At 68.7% G+C, this 20,278-nt stretch carries 17 protein-coding genes; 8 read left to right on the top strand and 9 right to left on the bottom strand.

Annotated features, from left to right (window positions below):
• Window positions 1–84 precede the first annotated feature (84 nt).
• The 5 genes from P0Y50_09030 to P0Y50_09050 form a co-directional block, all read right to left on the bottom strand.
• Window positions 85–498 (bottom strand): hypothetical protein, encoded by a 414-nt coding sequence (locus P0Y50_09030; GenBank protein ID WEK38696.1) that lies wholly within the window; start codon window positions 496–498, stop codon window positions 85–87.
• Complete coding sequence (gene smc / locus P0Y50_09035) at window positions 495–3,932, bottom strand: chromosome segregation protein SMC (protein ID WEK38697.1); 3,438 nt, start codon at window positions 3,930–3,932, stop codon at window positions 495–497. Before smc ends, P0Y50_09030 begins: the two co-directional genes overlap by 4 nt.
• A gap of 12 nt (window positions 3,933–3,944) precedes the next feature.
• Window positions 3,945–4,556 carry a thioredoxin domain-containing protein gene (locus tag P0Y50_09040; GenBank protein WEK38698.1) on the bottom strand — a complete coding sequence of 204 codons (612 nt, stop codon included), beginning with the start codon at window positions 4,554–4,556 and terminating at the stop codon, window positions 3,945–3,947.
• A 10-nt stretch (window positions 4,557–4,566) separates the two neighbouring features.
• Window positions 4,567–5,211, bottom strand: coding sequence for a DsbA family protein (locus P0Y50_09045; GenBank protein ID WEK38699.1), 645 nt, complete (start codon window positions 5,209–5,211; stop codon window positions 4,567–4,569).
• 95 nt (window positions 5,212–5,306) lie between these two features.
• The gene (locus P0Y50_09050; GenBank protein ID WEK38700.1) at window positions 5,307–5,873 is read right to left on the bottom strand and encodes a DciA family protein; all 567 of its coding nucleotides are present in this window, start codon (window positions 5,871–5,873) and stop codon (window positions 5,307–5,309) included.
• 21 nt (window positions 5,874–5,894) lie between these two features.
• On the opposite strand from P0Y50_09050, the gene mutY reads away from it, so the two are divergent.
• From mutY to P0Y50_09065, 3 genes are read left to right on the top strand one after another with little or no spacing between them, the layout of a single operon-like run.
• The gene (gene mutY / locus P0Y50_09055; protein ID WEK38701.1) at window positions 5,895–6,950 is read left to right on the top strand and encodes an A/G-specific adenine glycosylase; all 1,056 of its coding nucleotides are present in this window, start codon (window positions 5,895–5,897) and stop codon (window positions 6,948–6,950) included.
• 11 nt (window positions 6,951–6,961) lie between these two features.
• Window positions 6,962–7,240, top strand: a complete 279-nt coding sequence (locus P0Y50_09060) for a BrnT family toxin (GenBank protein WEK38702.1) — start codon at window positions 6,962–6,964, stop codon at window positions 7,238–7,240.
• On the top strand, window positions 7,194–7,457 hold the full coding sequence (locus tag P0Y50_09065; GenBank protein ID WEK38703.1) for a BrnA antitoxin family protein: 264 nt from the start codon (window positions 7,194–7,196) through the stop codon (window positions 7,455–7,457). The genes P0Y50_09060 and P0Y50_09065 overlap by 47 nt, the downstream gene beginning before the upstream one ends.
• Here the strand turns inward: P0Y50_09065 and P0Y50_09070 are convergent, their stop codons facing one another.
• The 4 genes from P0Y50_09070 to P0Y50_09085 all read right to left on the bottom strand — a co-directional run bounded on the left by P0Y50_09070 (window position 7,458) and on the right by P0Y50_09085 (window position 14,398).
• Window positions 7,458–9,605 carry an amylo-alpha-1,6-glucosidase gene (locus P0Y50_09070; GenBank protein ID WEK38704.1) on the bottom strand — a complete coding sequence of 716 codons (2,148 nt, stop codon included), beginning with the start codon at window positions 9,603–9,605 and terminating at the stop codon, window positions 7,458–7,460.
• Window positions 9,606–9,773: 168 nt separating this feature from the next.
• Window positions 9,774–10,889, bottom strand: coding sequence for a glycosyltransferase family 4 protein (locus tag P0Y50_09075; GenBank protein WEK38705.1), 1,116 nt, complete (start codon window positions 10,887–10,889; stop codon window positions 9,774–9,776).
• Between the two features lie 196 nt (window positions 10,890–11,085).
• Window positions 11,086–12,177, bottom strand: a complete 1,092-nt coding sequence (locus P0Y50_09080; GenBank protein ID WEK38706.1) for a site-specific DNA-methyltransferase — start codon at window positions 12,175–12,177, stop codon at window positions 11,086–11,088.
• A 136-nt stretch (window positions 12,178–12,313) separates the two neighbouring features.
• Window positions 12,314–14,398 carry a catalase gene (locus P0Y50_09085; protein WEK38707.1) on the bottom strand — a complete coding sequence of 695 codons (2,085 nt, stop codon included), beginning with the start codon at window positions 14,396–14,398 and terminating at the stop codon, window positions 12,314–12,316.
• A 166-nt stretch (window positions 14,399–14,564) separates the two neighbouring features.
• Between P0Y50_09085 and murC the strand changes: the two genes are divergently transcribed.
• From murC to ftsA, 5 genes are all read left to right on the top strand, one after another.
• Entirely contained in the window at window positions 14,565–15,977 is a 1,413-nt protein-coding gene (gene murC, locus P0Y50_09090) for a UDP-N-acetylmuramate--L-alanine ligase (protein WEK38708.1), read from the top strand.
• On the top strand, window positions 15,974–16,879 hold the full coding sequence (murB, locus tag P0Y50_09095; GenBank protein ID WEK38709.1) for a UDP-N-acetylmuramate dehydrogenase: 906 nt from the start codon (window positions 15,974–15,976) through the stop codon (window positions 16,877–16,879). The genes murC and murB overlap by 4 nt, the downstream gene beginning before the upstream one ends.
• A gap of 224 nt (window positions 16,880–17,103) precedes the next feature.
• Window positions 17,104–18,045, top strand: coding sequence for a D-alanine--D-alanine ligase (locus P0Y50_09100; protein WEK38710.1), 942 nt, complete (start codon window positions 17,104–17,106; stop codon window positions 18,043–18,045).
• A complete protein-coding gene (locus tag P0Y50_09105; protein ID WEK38711.1) occupies window positions 18,033–18,920 on the top strand; it encodes a cell division protein FtsQ/DivIB in 888 nt (295 codons plus the stop codon). Before P0Y50_09100 ends, P0Y50_09105 begins: the two co-directional genes overlap by 13 nt.
• Before the next feature lie 13 nt (window positions 18,921–18,933).
• On the top strand, window positions 18,934–20,268 hold the full coding sequence (gene ftsA, locus P0Y50_09110; protein ID WEK38712.1) for a cell division protein FtsA: 1,335 nt from the start codon (window positions 18,934–18,936) through the stop codon (window positions 20,266–20,268).
• Window positions 20,269–20,278: the final 10 nt, after the last annotated feature.

The following is a 20,278-nucleotide window of genomic DNA, read 5'->3' on the forward strand; positions in this document are numbered from 1 at the left end:
CAATTTCCAGAAACAAATGTCGCGCTACACCGGTCTCGCTGCGCTCGACCACCCTCCCCTGAAGGGGAGGGAGATGGCAAGTGGTCAATCCGCCAGAGCCGCCTGTCCTCGCCTGATCGCCTGATCCAGCGTCAGGGTCTCGGCGGGGCGTTCAGGCGCGCAGGCGATGGCCAGCAGTTCGGCGGCATCCCCGCCCGGCGCGGCAGGATAGGCAGGAGCGGCGTCAGGCGTGGCGGGGCCCTCGGTTCCGTCGGCGCGCAGGGAGGCGAAGTCCAGCCGATCCGCCGTTCTGGCCCGACAGTTGAACGCCCACCGCGACCAGCCGCCGACATAGACCACGTCGCCGACCTTGAAGCCGGTCTCGGTCACCTGCAACTCCCGCATCCGGGCCGTGTCGCCCTCACGCGCGATGGAGGCGACGTCGGCGTATATGGCGAACCGTCCCACGCCGGTCGAGACAAGGGCAGGGTCGCTCAGGGCCAGCAGCAGGGCGATCATGCGACCAGGGTCTCCGCCTGATGCAGGTCCACGCTGACCAGCTGGCTCATGCCGCGTTCGGGCATGGTGACGCCGTACAGGCGGTCCATCCGGCTCATGGTCACGGGGTTGTGGGTGATGACGATGAAGCGGGTGTCGGTGCGCGACCGCATTTCGTGCAGCATCCGGCAGAAGCGGTCGACGTTGGCGTCGTCCAGCGGGGCGTCCACCTCGTCCAGCACGCAGACCGGCGCCGGGTTGGCCAGGAAGACGCCGAAGATCAGGGCCGCCGCCGTCAGGGCCTGTTCGCCCCCGCTCATCAGGCTCATTACCGACAGCCGCTTGCCGGGCGGGCAGGCGTAAATCTCCAGCCCCGCCTCCAGCGGATCGTCCGATTCGACCAGCTTCAGCTCGGCCTGACCGCCGCCGAACAGGGCCTCGAACAGGGTCTTGAAGTTGGTGTTGATGACGTCGAAGGCGGCGACCAGTCGTTCGCGTCCCTCGGCGTTCAGTTCGTCGATGCCGTCACGCAGTTTGGCGATCGCCTGGGTCAGGTCGATGCGTTCGGACTTCATGCTGTTCAGGCGGTCGCCGTATTCGACCGCCTCGTCCTCGGCGCGCAGGTTCACGGCACCCAGCGCCTCGCGCTCGCGCTCCAGGCCGAACAGCAGGCTTTCGGCTCCGGCGGCGTCGGGCGGGCGGGCGATGGCGTCGTCGGTCAGCTTCTGACCCAGTTCCTGCGGCGACATCTGCGCCGTTTCGCGCAGGGTGGTCTCGGCCTCGGTCAGCTTCTCGGCGGCGGCTTCCGAGCGGGCGGCCAGACCCGCGCGGGCCTCGCGGGCCTGAGCGGCGGCGGCGTCGGCGGCGCGGCTGGCGCGGTCGGCTTCGCCGGCCGCCGTATCGGCCGTGGCCATGGCGTCGGACGCGGCCTGTTTGCGCTGTTCGGCGGCGCTCAGGGTGTCCAGCAGCTTGCCGCGTTGGTCGGCGAAACCCTGGGGCGCGACCTCGGCCTGTTTCAGCAGGGCGGCGGTCTTGTCGGCGTCCTTGGCCAGGGCGGCGATGCGGGCGGTGCTGTCCTTGGACCGGCTGACCCAGCCGTCGCGGGCGCGGGTCAGACTGCCCAGCCGCTGTTCGCGCCCCTGACGGTCGCGGGCCTCGGCGTCGCGGTCGGAGCGGGCGGTCTGGGCGGCGGCGCGGGCCGTGTCGGCGGCCGCGCGGGCGGCCGTCAGCGCCTCGCGCAGACCGGCGACGGTCTCGGACGGGGCGTCGGCGGTCAGGGCGGCGTCCAGCGCGGCCTTCGCCTCGGCCACCTCGGCCTCCAGCCGGGTCACGGTGTCGTCCAGCGCCTGGGCGCGGGCCTCGCGACGGGCCTGTTCGCGGGCCAGATTTTCGACCCGGTCGCGGGCGACGGTCGCGGCCTTGTCGGCGGCGAAGGGTTTCAGGCGGGCGGCCTTCACCTCGTCCTCGGCGACGCGGAAGGCCTCGGTGGCGGACTTCTGGGTCGCCTGCGCCTGATCCAGCGCGGGCTTGCCCTTGTCGATCTCGGCCTCCAGCTCGGCCAGCCGCGTGCGCTGGGCCAGACGGACGGCGGCAGGGCGGGGCGCCTCGGCGCGGCTGACGAAGCCGTCCCAGCGATAGAGATCGCCCTCGACCGTCACCAGACGGGCGCCGGTGGGCAGGGTCTGCGCCAGCCGGGCCGCATCGGCCCTCGCCGCCACACCGCATAGGGCGAGGCGGGCGGTCAACTGATCCGGCGCCTGCACATGGGCCGACAGGGGCGTGACGCCTGCGGGCCAGGTCTGAACTGACGCATCCGCCCCGCCCCAGTAAGCAGCGGCGCGCGCGTCCAGCGCGGCGTCCAGATCGTCGCCGAGGGCGGCGGCCAGGGCGGCCTCATACCCCTTGTCGGCGCGCACCTTGTCCAGTGCGGGCGGGTGGTCGCGCTTACCGGTGACCAGCAACTGGGCCAGACCCCGCGCCTCGGTCTGCAGGCGACCTAGCCGGTCCTCGGCGGTGCGGGCGGCGGTGCGGGTCTCCTGTTCGGCGCGGGCCAGATCGCCGCGTCTGGCTTCTGCGGCCTCGACAGCCTCGCGCGCGGCGGCCAGATCGGCCTGGGCGGTCTCCAGCGCCTGACGGGCGGCCTCCAGTTCGGGCGTCTCAAGCGGCCCCAGCGCCTCGCGTTCGCGTCTGGCCTGATCGAACTGGCCGGTCACGCGCGCCAGTCGGGCCTCGGCGTCGCGCTTCCGGGCCGTCTCGGCGGCGGCGCGGGCCTCGACGGCGGCGAGCGTCCCGGCCAGCCGTTCGACCTCGGCGTCGGCGGCCTTGCGCGCGTCCTCGGCGACCAGCAACGCCTTGTCCAGTTCGGGGCCGCGTTCGGGGGCGGCGGCGATTTCGGCCTTCAGCCGGGTCAGCTCGTGGTCCAGCCGCTCCAGCTCGCGGCGGGCGTCGGCGGCCATGGCGTCCTCGCGCGCAGCGTCGGCGGCGATGCGGGCGGCCTCGGCCTTCAGCCGATCCACCTCGGCGCGAGCGGCCTGTTCGGCCATGTCCAGCCGGTCCCGCTCCAGACTGGCGCGGTGCAGCAGAGCCGAGGCGACGGCGTCCTCCTCCCGCGCGGGCTTCAGGGCTTCCTGGGCGGCGAGGGCGGCGGTCTGGGCGGCGGCGGCGGCGGTCGTGGTCTCGGCGACGGCGGCGTCGGCCGCGCGCAGTTCGGCGGCGGCGGCCTCTGCGGCCAGACGTGCGTCGTTCCAGCGGACGAACAGCAGCGCGGCTTGAAGGGCGCGGATCTCGGCCGAGATCTTCTTGTATTTCTCGGCCTGACGGGCCTCGCGCTTCAGCCGGTTCAGCGCCGTCTCCAGCTCGCGGCCGATGTCGTCCAGCCGGTCCAGATTGGTCTCGGCCGCCTTCAGCCGCAGCTCGGCCTCATGCCGACGGGTGTGCAGGCCCGCGACCCCGCCCGCCTCTTCCAGAATGCGGCGGCGGTTCTGGGGCTTGGCGGCGATCAACTCGCTGATCTGGCCCTGACGCACCAGGGCGGGGGAGTTGGCGCCGGTCGAGGCGTCGGCGAACAGCAGCTGGACGTCGCGCGCCCGCACCTCCTTGCCGTTGATGCGATAGGTCGAGCCCTGACCCCGGTCGATGCGGCGCGACACCTCCAGCATCGGGCTGTCGGTGAAGGGCTGGGGCGCGCGGCGCTGCGCATTGTCGATGGTCAGCTGGACTTCGGCGTGGCTGCGCGGGGGGCGGCCCGCAGCGCCGGCGAAGATGACGTCGTCCATGCCCTGACCGCGCATGGCCTTGGCCGAGTTGGCGCCCATGACCCAGCGCAGGCTCTCCAGCACATTGGACTTACCGCAGCCATTGGGTCCGACCACCCCGGTCAAGCCGGATTCGATCTGGACCTCCGCCGCATCGACGAAGGACTTGAAGCCGACCAGCCGGAGGCGCTGGAATTGCATGGACCTAGAGCGTCACCGACGCAGCAGGGGGTCGATGGCGGCCGACAGGGCGTCCAGCGAATGGTCAGCCACCAGTGTTCCGTTGACGAACAGGGTGGGCGTGCCGGTGACGCCCGCCGCCTGGGCGCCCGCGATCTGGGCTTCCAGCGCCGCGCGGGTGGCGGGGGCCTGCAGGCAGGTCTCGATCTCGGCGTGGGTCTTGCCGCTGGCGGCGACCCCGGCGGCGAACCAGGGTTGCGCCCCGGTCGTGGCCAGGTTCGCCTGATCGCGCATGAAGACCGCGGCGACGTCGAAATACTTGTCGGGCGCGGCGCAAAGGGCGACGGCGGCGGCGGCCGCCGCGACATTGGCCGGCGAGGTCGGGAGGTTGCGGTGGACCAGTCGGACCTTGCCGGTATCGATGTATTTGGCCTTGAACGCCGGCAGGACCGTGTTGTGGAAGTCCGCGCAGTGCGAGCAGGTGAAGGAGGCGTATTCGATGACCGTCACCGGCGCATCCGCCCGACCCAGGACATGATCCTGGGCCGTGACGGGGGGCGGCGCCTCGGCGGCGAACGATGATGACGCCGCGCCCATCGACAGGGCGGCGGTCAGGGACAGGGCCAGGACGGCGCGGCGGATCATCGGCGTCGCCTTACTTGGCCAGGGCCGCGTCGATGGCGGTGGACAGGTCGGCCAGGCTGGCGCCCTCGCCGCCGGGGGTCAGGATCTGCTGATCGTTGACGTAGAAGGCCGGGGTGCCGGTCACGCCCTGGGTGCGGGCGAACTGGACGCGCTTCTCCATGGCGGCGACGGCGTCCTTGTCGGTGACGCAGTCGTTGAACTGCTGTTCCGACAGGCCGGCGGCCTGGGCGGTGCGCAGCAGCCAGTCGCGCGGCGAGGAGGTCAGCATCTCCTGCTGGGTGGCCATCAGTTGGTGGACCACGTCGAAATACTTGTCCTTGCCGGCGCAGCGCGCGACCAGGAAGCCGGCGGTGGCGGCATCGACCGGCGGGGTCGGCAGCTCGCGGAAGATGTAGCGGACCTTGTTGGTGTCCACGTATTTAGCCTTGAACGCCGGCCAGGTGTTCTTCTGCCACAGGGCGCAGTGCGGGCAGGTGACCGAAGCATATTCGACCACCGTGACCTTGGCGCCGTCGGCGGCGCCCAGGCTCATGTCGCCGTCGGCCGCGCCCTTGGCCCCGCCGCCGCATGCGGCCAGGGCCATGGTCGCCAGGGCGGCGCCGGTGATGGCCGCACGGCGGCTCATGCGGGCGAAGCGGGATTCAGTATCGGCCATGGGATTTCCTCGGTCGGATCATTGGCGAATGGCGGCGCGATTCCCCGGAATGGCGCAACCCCTGACTAGTCGAGAACAGGTGCGGCGAAGTTTTGTCAATCCTGCCCCTCCCGGCGGGATGGATCCGCGCGCGAAAGGGCGGCGCGCCCCAGGCGGGCCAGGGCGGCGCGCAGCTCTTCGGGCGCGGCGGCGATGGAGGCGGCCAGATCGGCCTCGGCCTGGGCGGGCAGGGGGGCGGTCTTGGCGGCGCGTTTGGGCCGGGCGGCGGCGTCCTTCAGCGGTGCGACCGGCCCTTGGGCGATGCGCAGCCGATCCACCGATCCGGCGCCCAGGAACAGATTGACGCGGGCCAGGATGTCCTCGGATTGATGCTGGACCAGCAGGGCGGCGGCCCCGGCGACGCGCAGCTCCAGCACGCCGGGGCCGCCGCCCTTGCCCTTGGTCAGCTTCTGCGGCCGGGTGACGCGGGCCAGGCGGTCGCCGACGATCTCGCGCCAGCGCGGCTCCAGGGCGCCCGCGCCGCGCCCGAACTGGGCGTCCAGCTTCTTGATCAGGGGCGTCAACGCCTTGCCCGCGCGGGGCGCGGGGCGCGGCGCCGGGCGGGTGCGGCGGCGAGACAGGATCTCGCGGACCTCGGCGTCTGTGGGCAGGGAGCGGCGCATGCGCCTATATAGCGCGATCCCATGGCCGACGTCTCTCCCGACATCTCATCGATCCGCGCCCGGCTGCTGGCCTGGTACGACGCTCATGCGCGCAGCCTGCCGTGGCGGGCGGCGGTCGGGGCGGCGCGGACGGAGCCTTATCGCGTCTGGCTGTCGGAGGTGATGCTGCAGCAGACGACCGTGCCGCACGCCACGCCCTATTTCCACGCCTTCACCACGCGCTGGCCCAGGGTCGAGGATTTGGCGGCGGCCGAGGATGCGCAGGTGATGGGGGCCTGGGCGGGGCTGGGCTACTACGCCCGCGCCCGCAATCTGCTGGCCTGCGCGCGGGCGGTGGCGGGCGATCACGGCGGCGTCTTCCCGGATACAGAGGCGGGGCTGCTGGCGTTGCCCGGCGTGGGCGCCTATACGGCCGCCGCCGTCGCGGCCATCGCCTTCGACCGCGCGGCCAATGTGGTGGACGGCAATGTCGAGCGGGTGATGGCGCGCCTGTTCGCCGTCGAGACGCCGGTTCCGGCCGCCCGGCCCGAGCTGCGGCGGCTGGCGGGCCTGTTCGTCACGGGCGACCGGCCGGGCGACTGGGCGCAGGCGCTGATGGACCTGGGCGCGACCGTCTGTCGGCCCAAGTCGCCGTCCTGCGACATCTGCCCGGTTTCCGACCAGTGCCGGGGTCTGACGACGGGCGAGCCGACGCGGTTTCCGGTCAAAGCGAAAAAGGCGGACCGCCCGCACCGCCGGGGCCGGGCCTATGTGCTGTTCGACGACCAAGGCCGGGTCGCGGTAGAGACCCGCCCGGAAAAGGGGCTCTTGGGCGGAATGCTGGGCCTGCCGACCGGCGACTGGACCATCGAAGACCCGTCAGGTCCGCCGCCCGTGCCAGCCGACTGGCGCATGGCCGGGGCGGTGGAACACGTCTTCACCCATTTCAGCCTGACGCTGACGGTGATGACGGCCCAGGGCCAGACGCCGCACGCGGACTGGCGCTGGATGCCGGTTCAGGACGCCCGCGCCGCCCTGCCCACCGTCTTCGCCAAGGCGCTGGATAGGGCCTTTGTTGAACCTGATCTTTTTTTGTAGTAACAAAAATCGTGCGCCTTACCTTCGATCCAAGCAAGCGCGAGCGCACCCTGGCAGAGCGAGGGCTTGATTTCGCTCAGGCGGCGATCGTGTTCGAAGGCGATCATCTGACGTTCGAGGATGATCGTCAGGACTATGGAGAACGACGCCTGATCACCATCGGGCGTTTGATCGACCGGATGGTGGTGCTGGTGTGGACGCCGCGCGGCGACGCGCGCCACATCATTTCGATGAGGAAGGCCAATGACCGTGAACAGCGACGCTACGAAGACCGTCTGGGTCGATCCTGACGACGCGCCAGAGTTGGACGACGCCTGGTTCGAAAAGGCGGATCACCATCGCGGAGAGACGCTGGTTCGACGGGGGCGACCCAAGGGGGCGGACAAGGTCTCGACCACCATAAGGTTCGACGCCGATGTTCTGGCCGCGTTCAAACGCGACGGCGCCGGTTGGCAGACCCGAATGAACCAGGCTCTGCGCGACTGGTTGGCCAAGAACGCCGCGTGATCAGCGCAGGGTGCGGATCGCGACCTTGCCGGTCTTGTGGCGGGGGATGACGACGGCGCGGCCTTCCAGGTGCTGGATGTTCAGATCGACGACCGAGGCGCCGATCTCCAGTCCTGTGATGTTCAGCCTGTCCAGCCCGGCGGGCAGGACGGGGTCGGTCAGATCGACGGTCTCGTTCCAGGCGTCGATGGTCAGACCCAGGCTGGCCTGGAGCATCAGGAACACCGATCCCGCCGCCCAGGCCTGGGGCAGGCAGGCGACCGGATAGGCGATGGGCGGTTCGCCCGGCGTGCGGGGGAAGCCGCAGAACAGTTCGGGCAGCCGCAGATGGAAATGGGCGGCGGCGGCGTAAATTTCGGCCAGGATTTCGGCGACGGCGTCGCGCTCGCCATAGCCCGCCATGCCGGCGGCGGCCATGGCCGTGTCGTGGGGCCAGACCGAGCCGTTGTGATAGCTCATCGGATTGAACCGGGCCTGGCCGACCTCCAGCGTGCGGATGCCCCAGCCGGTGCGGAACCCCGTCGTCAGCAGACGTTTGCTGACGCGCCGCGCGCGTTCCAGCGACGGCAGGCCGGTGAACAGCAGATGGCCGGCGTTGGAGGCGATGGCTCGGCACTGTTCCCCGTCGCCGTCCAGGGCCACGGCGTAGAAGCCCTGATCCTCCATCCAGAACTTGTCCTCGACCAGGGCGCGGACCTGTTCGGCGCGCATCCGCCATTCGGGCGCGCGGTCGTCGTGCAATCGTTCGCCCAGGTCGCCCAGCGCCTTCCAGGCGGCGAAGGCATAGCCTTGCACCTCCAGCAGCGCGATCGGCCCCTTGGGGAAACGCCCGTCGGCGTGGAAGATTGAGTCCTCAGAGTCCTTCCAGCCCTGGTTCGACAGGCCGGTGTCGGCGCCGCGCTGATAGTCGATCAGCCCGTCGTTATTGCTGTCGCCATAGTCGCGCATCCAGTTGGCGGCGGCGATCAGATTGGGCCAGAGCTTGCGGATCAGGTCCAGATCGCCGGTCCGGTTGGCGTAGGCGCCGGCCAGGGCCACGAACAGGCAGGTGGTGTCGACCCCGCCGTAATAGAGGCCGAAGGGCACCTCGTGCAGGGCGCTCATCTCGCCGCCGCGCGTCTCGTGCATGATCTTGCCGGGCTGGCTGTCCTGGAACAGCGAGGTCTCGGTCGCTTGGCGGGAGGCCAGATAGGTCAGGACGCCACGGGCCAGCGATGGGTCCAGCCACAGCATCTGCCAGGCGGCGATGATGCCGTCGCGCCCGAACGGCGTAGAGAACCAAGGGGTGCCAGCATAGGGATAGGGGCCGGTCGGCAGGTCGGTGGTCAACAGGGCCATGTCGGCCCGCGACTGGTCCAGCCAGTCGTTGAAGCGCGGGCTGCGCGGACCGCGCACCGACGCCCCGCGACGGCGTTTGGCCCGCATGGCCAGCCGCGCCTGGATCGCGTTCAGCCGCCAGCGCCGGTCATCGGGCGCCTCGCAGGTGTCCACCCCGCATTCGATATAGAGGTCCAGGGTGCGGCCCTTGGGCAGGCTGAACATGAACTCGGCGCGCTGATGCGTCAGCCGGGCCGGGGGTTCGGAGAAGGCCAGGCAGGAAATCCGCTCCACATCGTCCAGCCCGGTATAGCGGAAGGTGACGCGCCGTCCGTCGGTGGTCGGGGTGTGGATGGTCCCGCGTTTGGCACGGGGCGTGCCGCGCACCTGGAAGATGTCGGCGAAGTCGGCGCCGAAGTCGAAGGCCAGGGGAAGCAGGATGTCCTCCACCCCGTGATTGACCATCTGCACCCGCTCGAACATGCGTCGGCCCCAGAGGAAGCGGCGGCGCTCGATATGCAGCACCCCGGCCGGCGCGGATCGGCCGCCCATCGGGGGCAGGGGGCGGTTGGTGGTGTGGCAGGAGAAGAAGACATTGTCCTGGCTGACGCCTGACGACAGGCGCGACGGCTTCAACAGGCCCACCGTCATGGTCCAGCGCGACAGGACGCGGGTGTCGTTGGCGAACAGGCCGTCGGCGCCGCCCTTCATGTCGCCCCAGCCGTCGGCGACCAGGAAGGTGTCGCCGTCCTTCAGCGCCATCAGTTGTTCGAGGCCCGAGGCCTCGACGGATTCGCCGGCGGTCAGTTGGGTGGAATAGGCGTCGTCCATGCGGTCTCTTCCCCGTTGGTTGTGAGGCCTCGGCCGAACGTGTCACACCCGAATGCGGCGCTGAGTGGCCGCTTGGATGGTCAACTGATGAAGGCGACGGAGGGTTCACCTCCGCCGCCCGAATTTTATCGCAAAATCAAAACGCCTCGGTCCTGCGCCTGAAAATACTCAGGCCAGGGCGGCGAAGCTGCGGTCTTCCAACAGGGGGCGGATCGGCGTGACCACGCTGTCGATCGGCGCCTCGGCGAACGGACGGCGGGCCAGAAGATCGCCATAGACGTCCAGATAACGCCGCGCCATGGCGTTGGCCGAGAACCGCAGGTCGAAACGGGCGCGCACGGCCTCGCGATCCAGCAGATGCGCCCGCCCGGCGGCGGCGACGGCCTGTTCCATCGTATCGACCAGGAAGCCGGTGGCGCCGTCCTCGATCACCTCGGGCGTCGAGCCGCAGCGGAAGGCGACGACCGGCGTGCCGCAGGCCATGGCCTCGATCATCACCAGGCCAAAGGGTTCGGGCCAGTCGATGGGGAACAGCAGGGCGTCGGCGCCGCCCAGGAAGGCGGACTTCTGATGATCGCCGATCTCGCCGATGAACTCGATCAGGGGATTGCCCTCGACCAGCGGGCGAATGGTCTCTTCCCAATAGCGTTTGTCGGCGGCGTCGACCTTGGCGGCCATCTTCAGCCGCTTGCCCAGTTTGGTGGCGATCTCGATGGCGCGGTCAGGCCGTTTCTCAGGCGAGATGCGTCCGAGGAAGGCCAGATAGCCCTCGGATTTCGGCGAGAAGATATATTGCTCGCCCGGCATGCCGTGATGAACTGTCGCCTTCCAGTTGGCGAAGTGCAGGGGCTTGCGCTGATCGTCGGAAATCGAGACCAGACCGAACTCGCTCCACCGGGCATAGACGCCGGGCAAATCCTTCATGTCCAGCCGACCGTGCAGGGTGGTCAGGGTCTTGTCCGCGTATTTCTGGAATAGCGGGAAGTGGATCATGTCGGTGTGGAAATGGATCACGTCGAAATCCTCGGCGCGGTCCAACACCTCGCCCAGCATGGACAGGTGGGCGGCCAGGTCGGACTTCAACGGCGCGGGGTCCAGGCGGATAGCCTGATCGCGCACGGGAACCAGGCGGGCCTTGGTCTGGGCGTCGGCGCTGGCGAACAGGGTGACGTCGTGGCCCAGATCGACCAGGGCGTCCGTCAGATGCGCGACCACGCGTTCGGTGCCGCCATACAGTTTCGGCGGGACGGCTTCATACAGCGGGGTGATCTGCGCGATTTTCATGACGGAATGCTCCGACACCGCAACGGCGGGTCGTGAACAACAATGGTCTCGCAAATGCGAAGTTCCGCCGTCGCTAGCGAATTTTCACAACAGTTTCGACGGGTTACGGCGAAGCTGACCTGTCCGTCCGTGTGCGGAATCGTACCCTGAAAGCCTAAGTGATTGATGTGATTGGCGCGACGGCGTGTCGCGCCAATCACATCGCGGCGCGCACTTCCGACCGAAGGGCGTCGATGGATTTCAGCCCCTGATCGGTCTTGAACCGCCAGTAGGTCCAGCCGTTGCAGGCGGGCGCATTTTCCAACAGGGCGCCTAGCTTGTGGATCGACCCGGTCAGAGAGCCGTGAACCAGCGAGCCGTCGGCGCGGACGCGGGCCTCGCGCTCGCCCTTGGGGCAATACAGGCGATCGCCGGGCTGCAGCAGGCCGGCCTCGACCAGGGCGCCGAACGGCACCTTGGGCTCGGCGCGCTTGGAACTGGTGACGATGAGGTCTTCGGCGCTGGCGGGGATGACCGAGGCGATGCGGGTCGCGGCGACGTCGGCATAGGTCTCGTCCCGCTCGATGCCGATGTAATGGCGGCCCAGGCGTTTGGCGGCGGCGCCCGTGGTGCCGGTGCCGAAGAAGGGGTCCAGGATCACGTCGCCGGGACGTGTCGCCGACAGCAGCACGCGGTGGAGCAGGGCCTCGGGCTTTTGCGTCGGGTGCGCCTTCTTGCCGTCGGCGTCCTTGATCCGCTCTTCGCCGGTGCACAGGGCGAAGGTCCAGTCGGACCGCATCTGGGTGTCTTCGTTGAAGGCCTTCAGCGCGTCGTAGTTGAAGGTGTAGCGCTTCTGCTCGCGGCTGCGCGCGGCCCAGATCAGGGTTTCGTGGGCGTTGGTGAAACGGGTGCCCTTGAAGTTCGGCATCGGGTTGGACTTGCGCCAGATGATGTCGTTCAGCACCCAGAAGCCCAGGTCCTGAATCGCCGAACCCAGCCTGAAGACGTTGTGATAGGAGCCGATCACCCAGATCGAACCCTCGGGCTTCAGCACGCGGCGGCATTCCGCCAGCCAGGCGCGGGTGAAGGCGTCATATTCGGCGAAACTGCCGAACTTGTCCCAGTCGTCGTCGACGGCGTCGACCTTGGAGTTGTCGGGACGCAGCAGGTCGCCGCCCAGCTGCAGATTATAGGGCGGATCGGCGAAGACCATGTCGACCGAGGCGTCGGGCAGGCTTTTCAGAACCTCGATGCAGTCGCCGCGGTGAATGACGTCCTTGGCGAGGAGGGAGGTCTTCAGATCGGACATGGAAACGCGGCCCCGAAACAAACAGAGCCGTCATGGTGAATCCTTACGGTTAAGGCAGTGTTGAAATCCGCGATATCCGAAAGCCTGACGCGTCATCCTCGCCACAAGGGCGAGAATGACGTGAAACCGGCCAGGATCAGGCCAGCATTCGAACCTTGGGCTCGCGGTTCCATTGTCGGGTGCGGGCAGCGGGGAGGAAAGCTTTCGCGTCCTTGGACAGGTCGATCACGCCCGCGTCCGCCTCGACGCCCGCCTTGTCCAGAAGCGGCTGGGCCTGGGGGGTGTGGCCGACCGCCTTCAGATGGCCGAAGGCGTCCTTGGCGAAATCGACCGCGGCGCCTTCCTTCAGCAACTGCGCGCAGCCATCCTCGGACAGGACGATGGCGACGGCGTCGAACAGGACCGACGGACTGCCGGCCAGTTGACCGTCGGCGGCCAGGGTCTTGCCGCCCTTCAGCTTGGCGCCGCCGATCTTGGGCGCGACGATGAAGACCGACCCGCCATCGCCTTCGATCGCCGCCTTGACCGCATCGACGACCGCGCCGTCGGAGCCGTCGGCGACCAGGATGGCGACCTTGCGCCCCTTCAACGTCTCTGGATATTTGCCGACGATGCGAAGCGCGGGCGACGCGTCCAGGTCTATGGGCGCGACGGCCGGTTCGGACGCCTTGGGCAGCGGCAGGTTCAGGCCGTCCGCCACGCGCTGGGCCAGGGTCTGATCTACGTTCTGGAGATTGGCCATGATGCGCTGGCGCACATGGTCAAGCGACACCTTGGACAGTTCGAAGACGATGGCGCTGGCCAGGTGGGCCTGCTCGATCTCGGTCTGGGAACGGAAGAACAGACGCGCCTGGCTGTAGTGATCGGCGAAGGTCTCTGCGCGCAGCCGGACCTTTTCGCCCTCGACGGCGATGGGCGCGGTGCGGAAGCCGCCCTTGGGATCCTCGCGCGGGCCGCCGTCCTCGCCCGCCTGGGCCAGACTGTTGGGTTCATAGTTGGCGCGGCCCTTGGGCACGGCCATCTGCATATGGCCGTCGCGCTGGAAGTTCTGGAAGGGGCAGCCCTTGGCCTGGTTGATCGGAATCTGGTGGAAGTTGACGGTGCCCAGGCGCGACAGCTGAGTGTCCTGATAGGAGAACAGCCGGCCCTGCAGCAGCGGGTCTTCCGAGAAGTCGATCCCCGGCACGATGTTGGTCGGCAGGAAGGCGGCCTGTTCGGTCTCGGCGAAGAAGTTGTCGGGGTTGCGGTCCAGGACCATGCGGCCGATCACGCGGATCGGATAGTCCTCCTCGGGAACCAGCTTTGTGGCGTCCAGAATGTCGAAGGGCAGGGCGTCGGCCTGCTCCTGGGTGAACAGCTGCACGCCGAACTCCCATTCGGGGAAGTCGCCCTGGGCGATGGCTTCGTACAGGTCGCGGCGGTGATAATCGGGGTCGGCGCCGGCGATCTTGACCGCCTCGTCCCAGCAGGTGGACTGCGTGCCCAGCTTGGGCCGCCAGTGGAATTTGACCAGCGTCGCCTCGCCCTTGGCGTTGATCAGGCGGAAGGTGTTGACGCCGAACCCTTCCATCATCCGCAAGCTGCGCGGAATGGCGCGATCCGACATCGCCCACATCAGCATATGGGTGCTTTCCGGCATCAGGCCGATGAAGTCCCAGAAGGTGTCGTGGGCGCTGGCGGCCTGGGGATAGCCCTTGTCCGCCTCCATCTTCACCGAATGGATCAGGTCCGGGAATTTGATCGCGTCCTGAATGAAGAAGATCGGCATATTGTTGCCGACAAGGTCCCAGTTGCCTTCGGTGGTGTAGAACTTGACCGCGAAGCCGCGCACGTCGCGCGGCGTGTCCACCGAACCCGCCCCGCCCGCGACGGTCGAAAAGCGGGTGAACAGTTCGGTCTTCTTGCCGACTTCGGTCAGGATTTTCGCCGTGGTGAAGTCGGAAAGGCTGTCGGTCAGTTCGAAGAAGCCGTGGGCGGCCGAGCCGCGTGCATGGACGATCCGTTCGGGGATGCGCTCGTGGTCGAAGTGCTGGATCTTCTCGCGAAGGATGAAGTCCTCCAGCAGGGTCGAGCCGCGCGGCCCGGCCTTGAGCGAGTTCTGATTGTCGCTGATCGGCGTGCCGTGATTGGTGGTGGTGCGCGTTTGCGGGGTCGAGGCGGTCTGGTGCAGTTCGCCGCCGTCGCCCAGCGTGGCGTCGGCGCTTTTACTGGTCTTCGTCATAATAACCTCCCTGGCGGCATGGGCATGCGAAGCACGAACGCCGCCGGGCCGGATTGGTCCCAGCCTTACGGCAGAAAATTCGGCTGTGACGAACGAACAGAAAAGTTCACGCCGGACGCCTTCGCACCCTTCGCAGTGGCCAAGACGGCGTTTAAGAGGCTTGTGAATGATCGCACGCCTTCGTCCCGTCCCCTTCGACCTCGGTCCTGTTCATTTCGTCGGCATAGGCGGCATCGGCATGAGCGGCATCGCCGAGATCATGCTGAAGATCGGCTATTCGGTTCAGGGATCGGACGCCAAGGCCAGCGCCAACACCGAACGGCTGGAGACGCTGGGCGCCAAGATCTTCATCGGCCATGACGCAGCGCATATCGGCGAAGGCGTATCGGCGGTGGTCCATTCGACGGCGGTCAAGGCCGACAATCCCGAGATGAAGGCCGCGCGGGCACGGCGCATTCCGGTCGTGCGCCGGGCGGAGATGCTGGCCGAGCTGATGCGGCTGCAATTCTCGATCGCGGTCGGCGGGACCCACGGCAAGACCACCACCACCTCGATGGTGGCGACCCTGCTGGACGCGGCGGGCCTGGACCCCACGGTGGTCAACGGCGGCATCATCAACGCCTATGGCACCAACGCCAAGGTCGGCGACGGCGACTGGATCGTGGTCGAGGCGGACGAGTCGGACGGCAGTTTCCTGCGCCTGAAGTCGACCGTGGCCATCGTGACCAACATCGACCCGGAACATCTGGACCACTACGGCGACTTCGACGCGGTGCGTAAGGCGTTCGTGGACTTCGTGGAGAACATTCCCTTCTACGGTTTCGCCGCTGTCTGCCTGGACCACCCCGAGGTGCAGAAGCTGGTCGCCTCCATCGATAACCGGCGGCTCGTGACCTATGGGACAAATCCGCAGGCCATGGTGCGGGCCGAAAATGTCGAGATGGGGCCAGACGGCTGTCGCTTCGACGTGGTGATTCAGAACGGCGAGACGCACTCGATCGAAAACCTGCACCTGCCCATGGCCGGCTGGCACAATGTCTCCAACGCCCTGGCGGCCATCGCCGTGGCGCGCGAACTGGACGTGTCGGACGAGGCGATCCGCACCGGCCTGGCCGGGTTCGGCGGGGTCAAGCGCCGCTTCACCACCACGGGCGTCGTGAACGGCGTACGCATCGTGGACGACTATGGCCACCACCCCGTCGAGATCGCCGCGGTGCTGAAGGCCGCGCGTCAGGTTACGGAGGGGCGGGTGATCGCCGTGGTCCAGCCGCACCGCTATACCCGGCTGCGCGACCTGATGGACGAGTTCTCCACCAGCTTCTCGGACGCCGACAGCGTGATCGTCGCCGATGTCTATCCGGCCGGCGAACAGCCGATCGAAGGCGTGGACAAACACGCCCTGGCCGACGGCGTGCGCCGCTATGGCCACCGCCAGGTCCAGGCGCTGGAGAACGCCGCCGTCCTGCCGCGCCTGATCAAAGACGAGGCCCGGCCCGGCGACGTGGTCGTGCTGCTGGGCGCCGGCGACATCACCAGCTGGGCCTATGCCCTGCCGGCGCAGCTGGAGACGCTGGCGTGATCGCTCTGCCCGAAGTGCGCGGCAAGCTGCTGCGAAACGAGGCCCTGGCCCCCTACACCTGGTTCCGGGTGGGCGGGGCGGCGGACGCCCTGTTCATTCCGGCGGACGCCGACGATCTGGCCGCCTTCCTTAAGGCCCTGGACCCCGCCGTGCCGGTCACGGTGCTGGGCGTAGGCTCAAACGTCATCGTGCGCGACGGCGGGGTCGAGGGGGTGGTGATCCGCCTGGCCGGGCGCGCCTGGGGGCAGGTCGCGACCGACGGCCTGACCATTACGGCGGGCGCCGGGGCGCTGGACGCCATGGTGGCGCGCGCGGCGGCCAAGGCGGGCATCGCGGGGCTGGAGTTCTATGCCGGCATTCCCGGCGCGGTCGGCGGCGCCCTGACCATGAACGCGGGCTGTTACGGCGCGGAGACCCGTGACGTTCTGGTCTCGGCCTGGGGTCTGACGCGGGCGGGCGAGCGGGTGGATTATGCGCTGGCCGACTTCGGCTACACCTATCGCCATTCCCAGGCGCCAAGCGACATCATCTGGGTCGAGGCGACCTATCGCGGAACCCCCGATGCGCCCGAGGCCGTCGCCGCCCGCATCGCCGAGATCACCAGCCGCCGCGAGACGACCCAGCCGATCCGCGAGAAGACCGGTGGCTCCACCTTCAAGAACCCGCCCGGCCATTCGTCATGGAAGCTGGTGGATCAGGCCGGATGGCGCGGCAGGCTGCACGCCGAAACCGGCGGCGGCGCCATGTTCAGCGAACTGCACTCCAACTTCATGATCAATCCCGGCGAGGCCACGGCCGCCGACATCGAGGGGCTGGGCGAAACCGTCCGCGCCGATGTCCTGGCCAAGACCGGCATCCAGCTGGACTGGGAGATCAAGCGGATCGGCCGCGCGCTGTCGTAAATCCCAGGTCGTGGGCGAAAACGGCGCTCGACCTGACCCGAGGCGTCGAGGCGGTGCGGGCCGTGCAGGGTTGCGGGCGAGGCGGCTGCGCCAAGCGTGGCGGTTGCGCGGGTGGAATCGAAGCGGGAAACACGCTGGTCTTCAACACTTCAATGACCTCAAGAGGGTTTGGTTGACGGGCTGTTAACGACCTGCGCGGCATCCAGACGGTTCTGGAGCCGCCCATGACCCGCCCCTTCTCCTCTCTTCACGTCGCCGTCCTGATGGGCGGTCTGTCCGCCGAGCGCGAGGTGTCGCTGTCGTCGGGGGAACAGTGCGCCCAGGCGTTGGAGCATCAGGGCGTGCGGGTCAGCCGCGTGGACGCCGGGCGCGACCTGGCCAATGTGCTGTCTGGCCTGATCAAGCCCGATGTGGTGCTGAACTGTCTGCACGGCGCCTGGGGCGAGGACGGCTGCGTCCAGGGCGTGCTGGAGACGCTGAAGATTCCCTACACCCATTCCGGCGTGCTGGCCTCGGCCCTGGCGATGGACAAGGACAAGTCCAAGGCCGTGCTGCGGATGGCGGGGGTCAAGGTGCCGGGCGGCGGTCTGTATGATCGCCACGAGGTCGCCAGTCGCCACGTCATCGACCCGCCCTATGTCGTCAAGCCGAACGCCGAAGGCTCGTCCGTCGGGGTCTTCCTGGTGCGCGAAGGGGCGAACCGCCCGGTCGCCGAGGTGGGCGAGCCGGACTGGGCCTATGGCGACCAGGTGGTGGTCGAACCCTATATTCCGGGCAAGGAGCTGTGCGTCACCGTGATCGGCGAGGCCGGCGGCCCGCGCGCCCTGACCGTCACCGACATCACCCCGACCAAGGGCTTCTACGACTACGAGGCCAAATATGCGCCGGGCGGATCAGTCCATGTCCTGCCGGCCGTCCTGCCGCCCCATGTGTTCGAAACGGCCCTTCGTCAGGCCGAGCTGGCCCATACGGCCATGGGCTGCCGCGGGGTGTCCCGGTCCGACTTCCGTTACGACGATGTTAAGGACGATCTGGTCCTGTTGGAGATCAATACTCAGCCCGGCATGACCCCGACCTCGCTCGCGCCCGAGCAGGCCGCCTATGCTGGAATGAGCTATGACGCTCTGGTTCGGTGGATGGTGGAGGACGCCTCATGCCCGCGGTAGTTCGCGGCGGTCGGCGGCAGGGTTCGGGCCCGGCGCCGGGACGCGGCGCCCAACCCAGGAACGGCGGGCGGTCGCGCGGCGGCGTCCAGAACGCCTCGGCCATTCCCGGAAAGATGGCGGCCATCGGCCGTGTCGACATTTCCCCCCGGACTGCGATCATCGCCCTGGGCGCCGGCGCGCTGTTGCTGGTCGGGGTGCTGGCGACGGGCGCGCGCGCTGAACGGATCGGCGCCTCGGTCTCGCATGGCGTCGACAATCTGACGGCCGGCATGGGGCTGACGCTGAAGCGGGTGCATATCACCGGCGCCTCGGCCGAGGCCGAACCGGCGATCCGTCAGGCGCTGGGCCTCTATTCCGGTCAGCCGATCACCAGTTTGAAGCTGGACGCCATTCGCGACCGCGTGCAGGGCGTGGGCTGGGTCAAGTCGGCGCGGGTCGTGCGTCTGCTGCCGGACACCCTGATCGTCGAGGTCAAGGAGCATGACCGTCTGGCCGTCTGGCAAGAGGCGGGACAGATCAAGGTCATCGACGCGCGGGGTCAGGTGATTACGGGCGCCGACGCGCGCCGCTATCCGACGCTGCCGCTGGTGGTGGGCAAGGGCGCAGACGTGGCGGCGGGCGAAATCCTGCCGCTTCTGGCTCAGCGTCCGCGCCTGATGAACAAGATCGACGCCCTGGTCCGCGTGGACGAACGGCGCTGGGATCTGCGGCTCAAGGACGGCAGCCTGATCCAGCTGCCCGCCACCGAACAGGAGGCGGCCCTGATCCGCCTCGATGCGCTGGATCAGCGCGAACGCCTGCTCGACCTGGGTTTCGCCCGCGTCGATCTCAGAACCCCGGACGAGGTCGCCGTGCGACCCACCGGCGACGCTTAAGGACCAGGACCAGATGTCGGGAAAGCCGCGCGCAGCCAATGATCAGGGTCGGGGTCTGGACCCCCGCGCCGGCCGCGCGCCCGTGATCGCCGCCCTGGACATCGGCCAGTCCAAGGTCTCGTGTTTCATCATGAAGCCTGACGGCGTGCGTCACGCCGACCGCACCATCCGTGTCGCCGGCGCCAGCCACGTCCAGTCCAAGGGCGTGAAGGGCGGGGCCATCATCAATATGGACGAGGCCGCCCAGGCCATCGGCCACGCCGTCGAACGCGCCGAACGCGCGGCCCAAAGCCCGGTCTCCGGCGTCGTCGTCACCACCGCCATCGGTCAGATGGCCAGCCACCGTGTCCAGGCCCGTGTGTCGCTGGGCGCCAATCCGGTGGGAGACGCCGATCTGGCGCGCGCCATCGGCATGGCCCTGGCCCAGATCCGCCTGCCCAACCGTCGCCCGATCCACGTCCTGCCCATCGGCTGGTCGGTCGACGGCGCGCGCGGCGTTCATGATCCACGCTCGATGCGCGGCGGCTCGCTGGGGCTGGACCTGCTGGTGGTGTCGATGGCCGAGAACGTCTTCACGACCCTGAGCCATTGCCTGGAGCTGGCGCATCTGGACCTGCAGGGCGTCGCCGCAGCGCCCGTCGTCTCCTCGCTGGCCGCGCTGGAAGAGGACGAGATGGACCTGGGCGCCGTCTGTATCGACATGGGCGGCGGATCGACCAGCGCCGCCGTCTGGGGCGGGCGTTCGCTGTTGCATATCGAAAGCCTGAACGTCGGCGGCGACCACGTCACTTCCGACATCGCGCGCGGCCTGTCGACGTCCAAGGTCGGGGCCGAGCGTCTGAAGACCCTGCACGGCTCGGCCATGGCCAGCGCCAACGAAGACCGTGAAATGCTGGAGGCTCCGCCGCGTGGCGAAGACGCCTCCGCCGGCCCCGTCATCGTACCGCGCGCCATGCTGAAGACCGTGATCGCCCCGCGCGTCGAGGAAACCCTGGAACTGCTCCGCGACCGGCTGAAAACCGCGGGCTTGGGCCTAGAGCCGGGCGCGGGCCTGGTCCTGACCGGCGGCGCCAGCCAACTGAACGGCGTGCGCGAACTGGCCGTCCGCGTCTTCGACCGTCCCGTCCGCCTGGGCAAGCCGCAACGCGCCCCCCACCTGGCCGACGCCGCCTCCGGCCCCGCCTTCTGCGCCACCGCCGGCGTTCTGCTCCGCGCCGCCTACGGCCCGCGTGAAGCCGTATCAGCAAGGAAGCTGATGGCCAGGCAGATCACAGCTGCGGATGCGCCACGTGTTCATCGCGGCAACGTTGTGGGCCGGGTGGCGGGATGGTTGCGGGATAATCTGTAGGACATCGGAG

This window comes from Candidatus Brevundimonas colombiensis (assembly GCA_029202665.1).
Classification (GTDB): domain Bacteria; phylum Pseudomonadota; class Alphaproteobacteria; order Caulobacterales; family Caulobacteraceae; genus Brevundimonas; species Brevundimonas colombiensis.

Excerpts from the sequence above, each read along its gene's own strand:
- P0Y50_09075 (WEK38705.1), bottom strand. The coding sequence starts at position 10,889 with ATGAAAATCGCGCAGATCACCCCGCTGTATGAAGCCGTCCCGCCGAAA.
- ftsA (WEK38712.1), top strand. The coding sequence starts at position 18,934 with ATGTCGGGAAAGCCGCGCGCAGCCAATGATCAGGGTCGGGGTCTGGAC.
- P0Y50_09045 (WEK38699.1), bottom strand. The coding sequence starts at position 5,211 with ATGGCCGATACTGAATCCCGCTTCGCCCGCATGAGCCGCCGTGCGGCC.
- P0Y50_09080 (WEK38706.1), bottom strand. The coding sequence starts at position 12,177 with ATGTCCGATCTGAAGACCTCCCTCCTCGCCAAGGACGTCATTCACCGC.
- P0Y50_09100 (WEK38710.1), top strand. The coding sequence starts at position 17,104 with ATGACCCGCCCCTTCTCCTCTCTTCACGTCGCCGTCCTGATGGGCGGT.
- mutY (WEK38701.1), top strand. The coding sequence starts at position 5,895 with ATGGCCGACGTCTCTCCCGACATCTCATCGATCCGCGCCCGGCTGCTG.
- P0Y50_09070 (WEK38704.1), bottom strand. The coding sequence starts at position 9,605 with ATGGACGACGCCTATTCCACCCAACTGACCGCCGGCGAATCCGTCGAG.
- P0Y50_09065 (WEK38703.1), top strand. The coding sequence starts at position 7,194 with ATGACCGTGAACAGCGACGCTACGAAGACCGTCTGGGTCGATCCTGAC.
- P0Y50_09030 (WEK38696.1), bottom strand. The coding sequence starts at position 498 with ATGATCGCCCTGCTGCTGGCCCTGAGCGACCCTGCCCTTGTCTCGACC.
- P0Y50_09085 (WEK38707.1), bottom strand. The coding sequence starts at position 14,398 with ATGACGAAGACCAGTAAAAGCGCCGACGCCACGCTGGGCGACGGCGGC.
- smc (WEK38697.1), bottom strand. The coding sequence starts at position 3,932 with ATGCAATTCCAGCGCCTCCGGCTGGTCGGCTTCAAGTCCTTCGTCGAT.
- P0Y50_09050 (WEK38700.1), bottom strand. The coding sequence starts at position 5,873 with ATGCGCCGCTCCCTGCCCACAGACGCCGAGGTCCGCGAGATCCTGTCT.
- P0Y50_09105 (WEK38711.1), top strand. The coding sequence starts at position 18,033 with ATGCCCGCGGTAGTTCGCGGCGGTCGGCGGCAGGGTTCGGGCCCGGCG.
- murC (WEK38708.1), top strand. The coding sequence starts at position 14,565 with ATGATCGCACGCCTTCGTCCCGTCCCCTTCGACCTCGGTCCTGTTCAT.
- P0Y50_09040 (WEK38698.1), bottom strand. The coding sequence starts at position 4,556 with ATGATCCGCCGCGCCGTCCTGGCCCTGTCCCTGACCGCCGCCCTGTCG.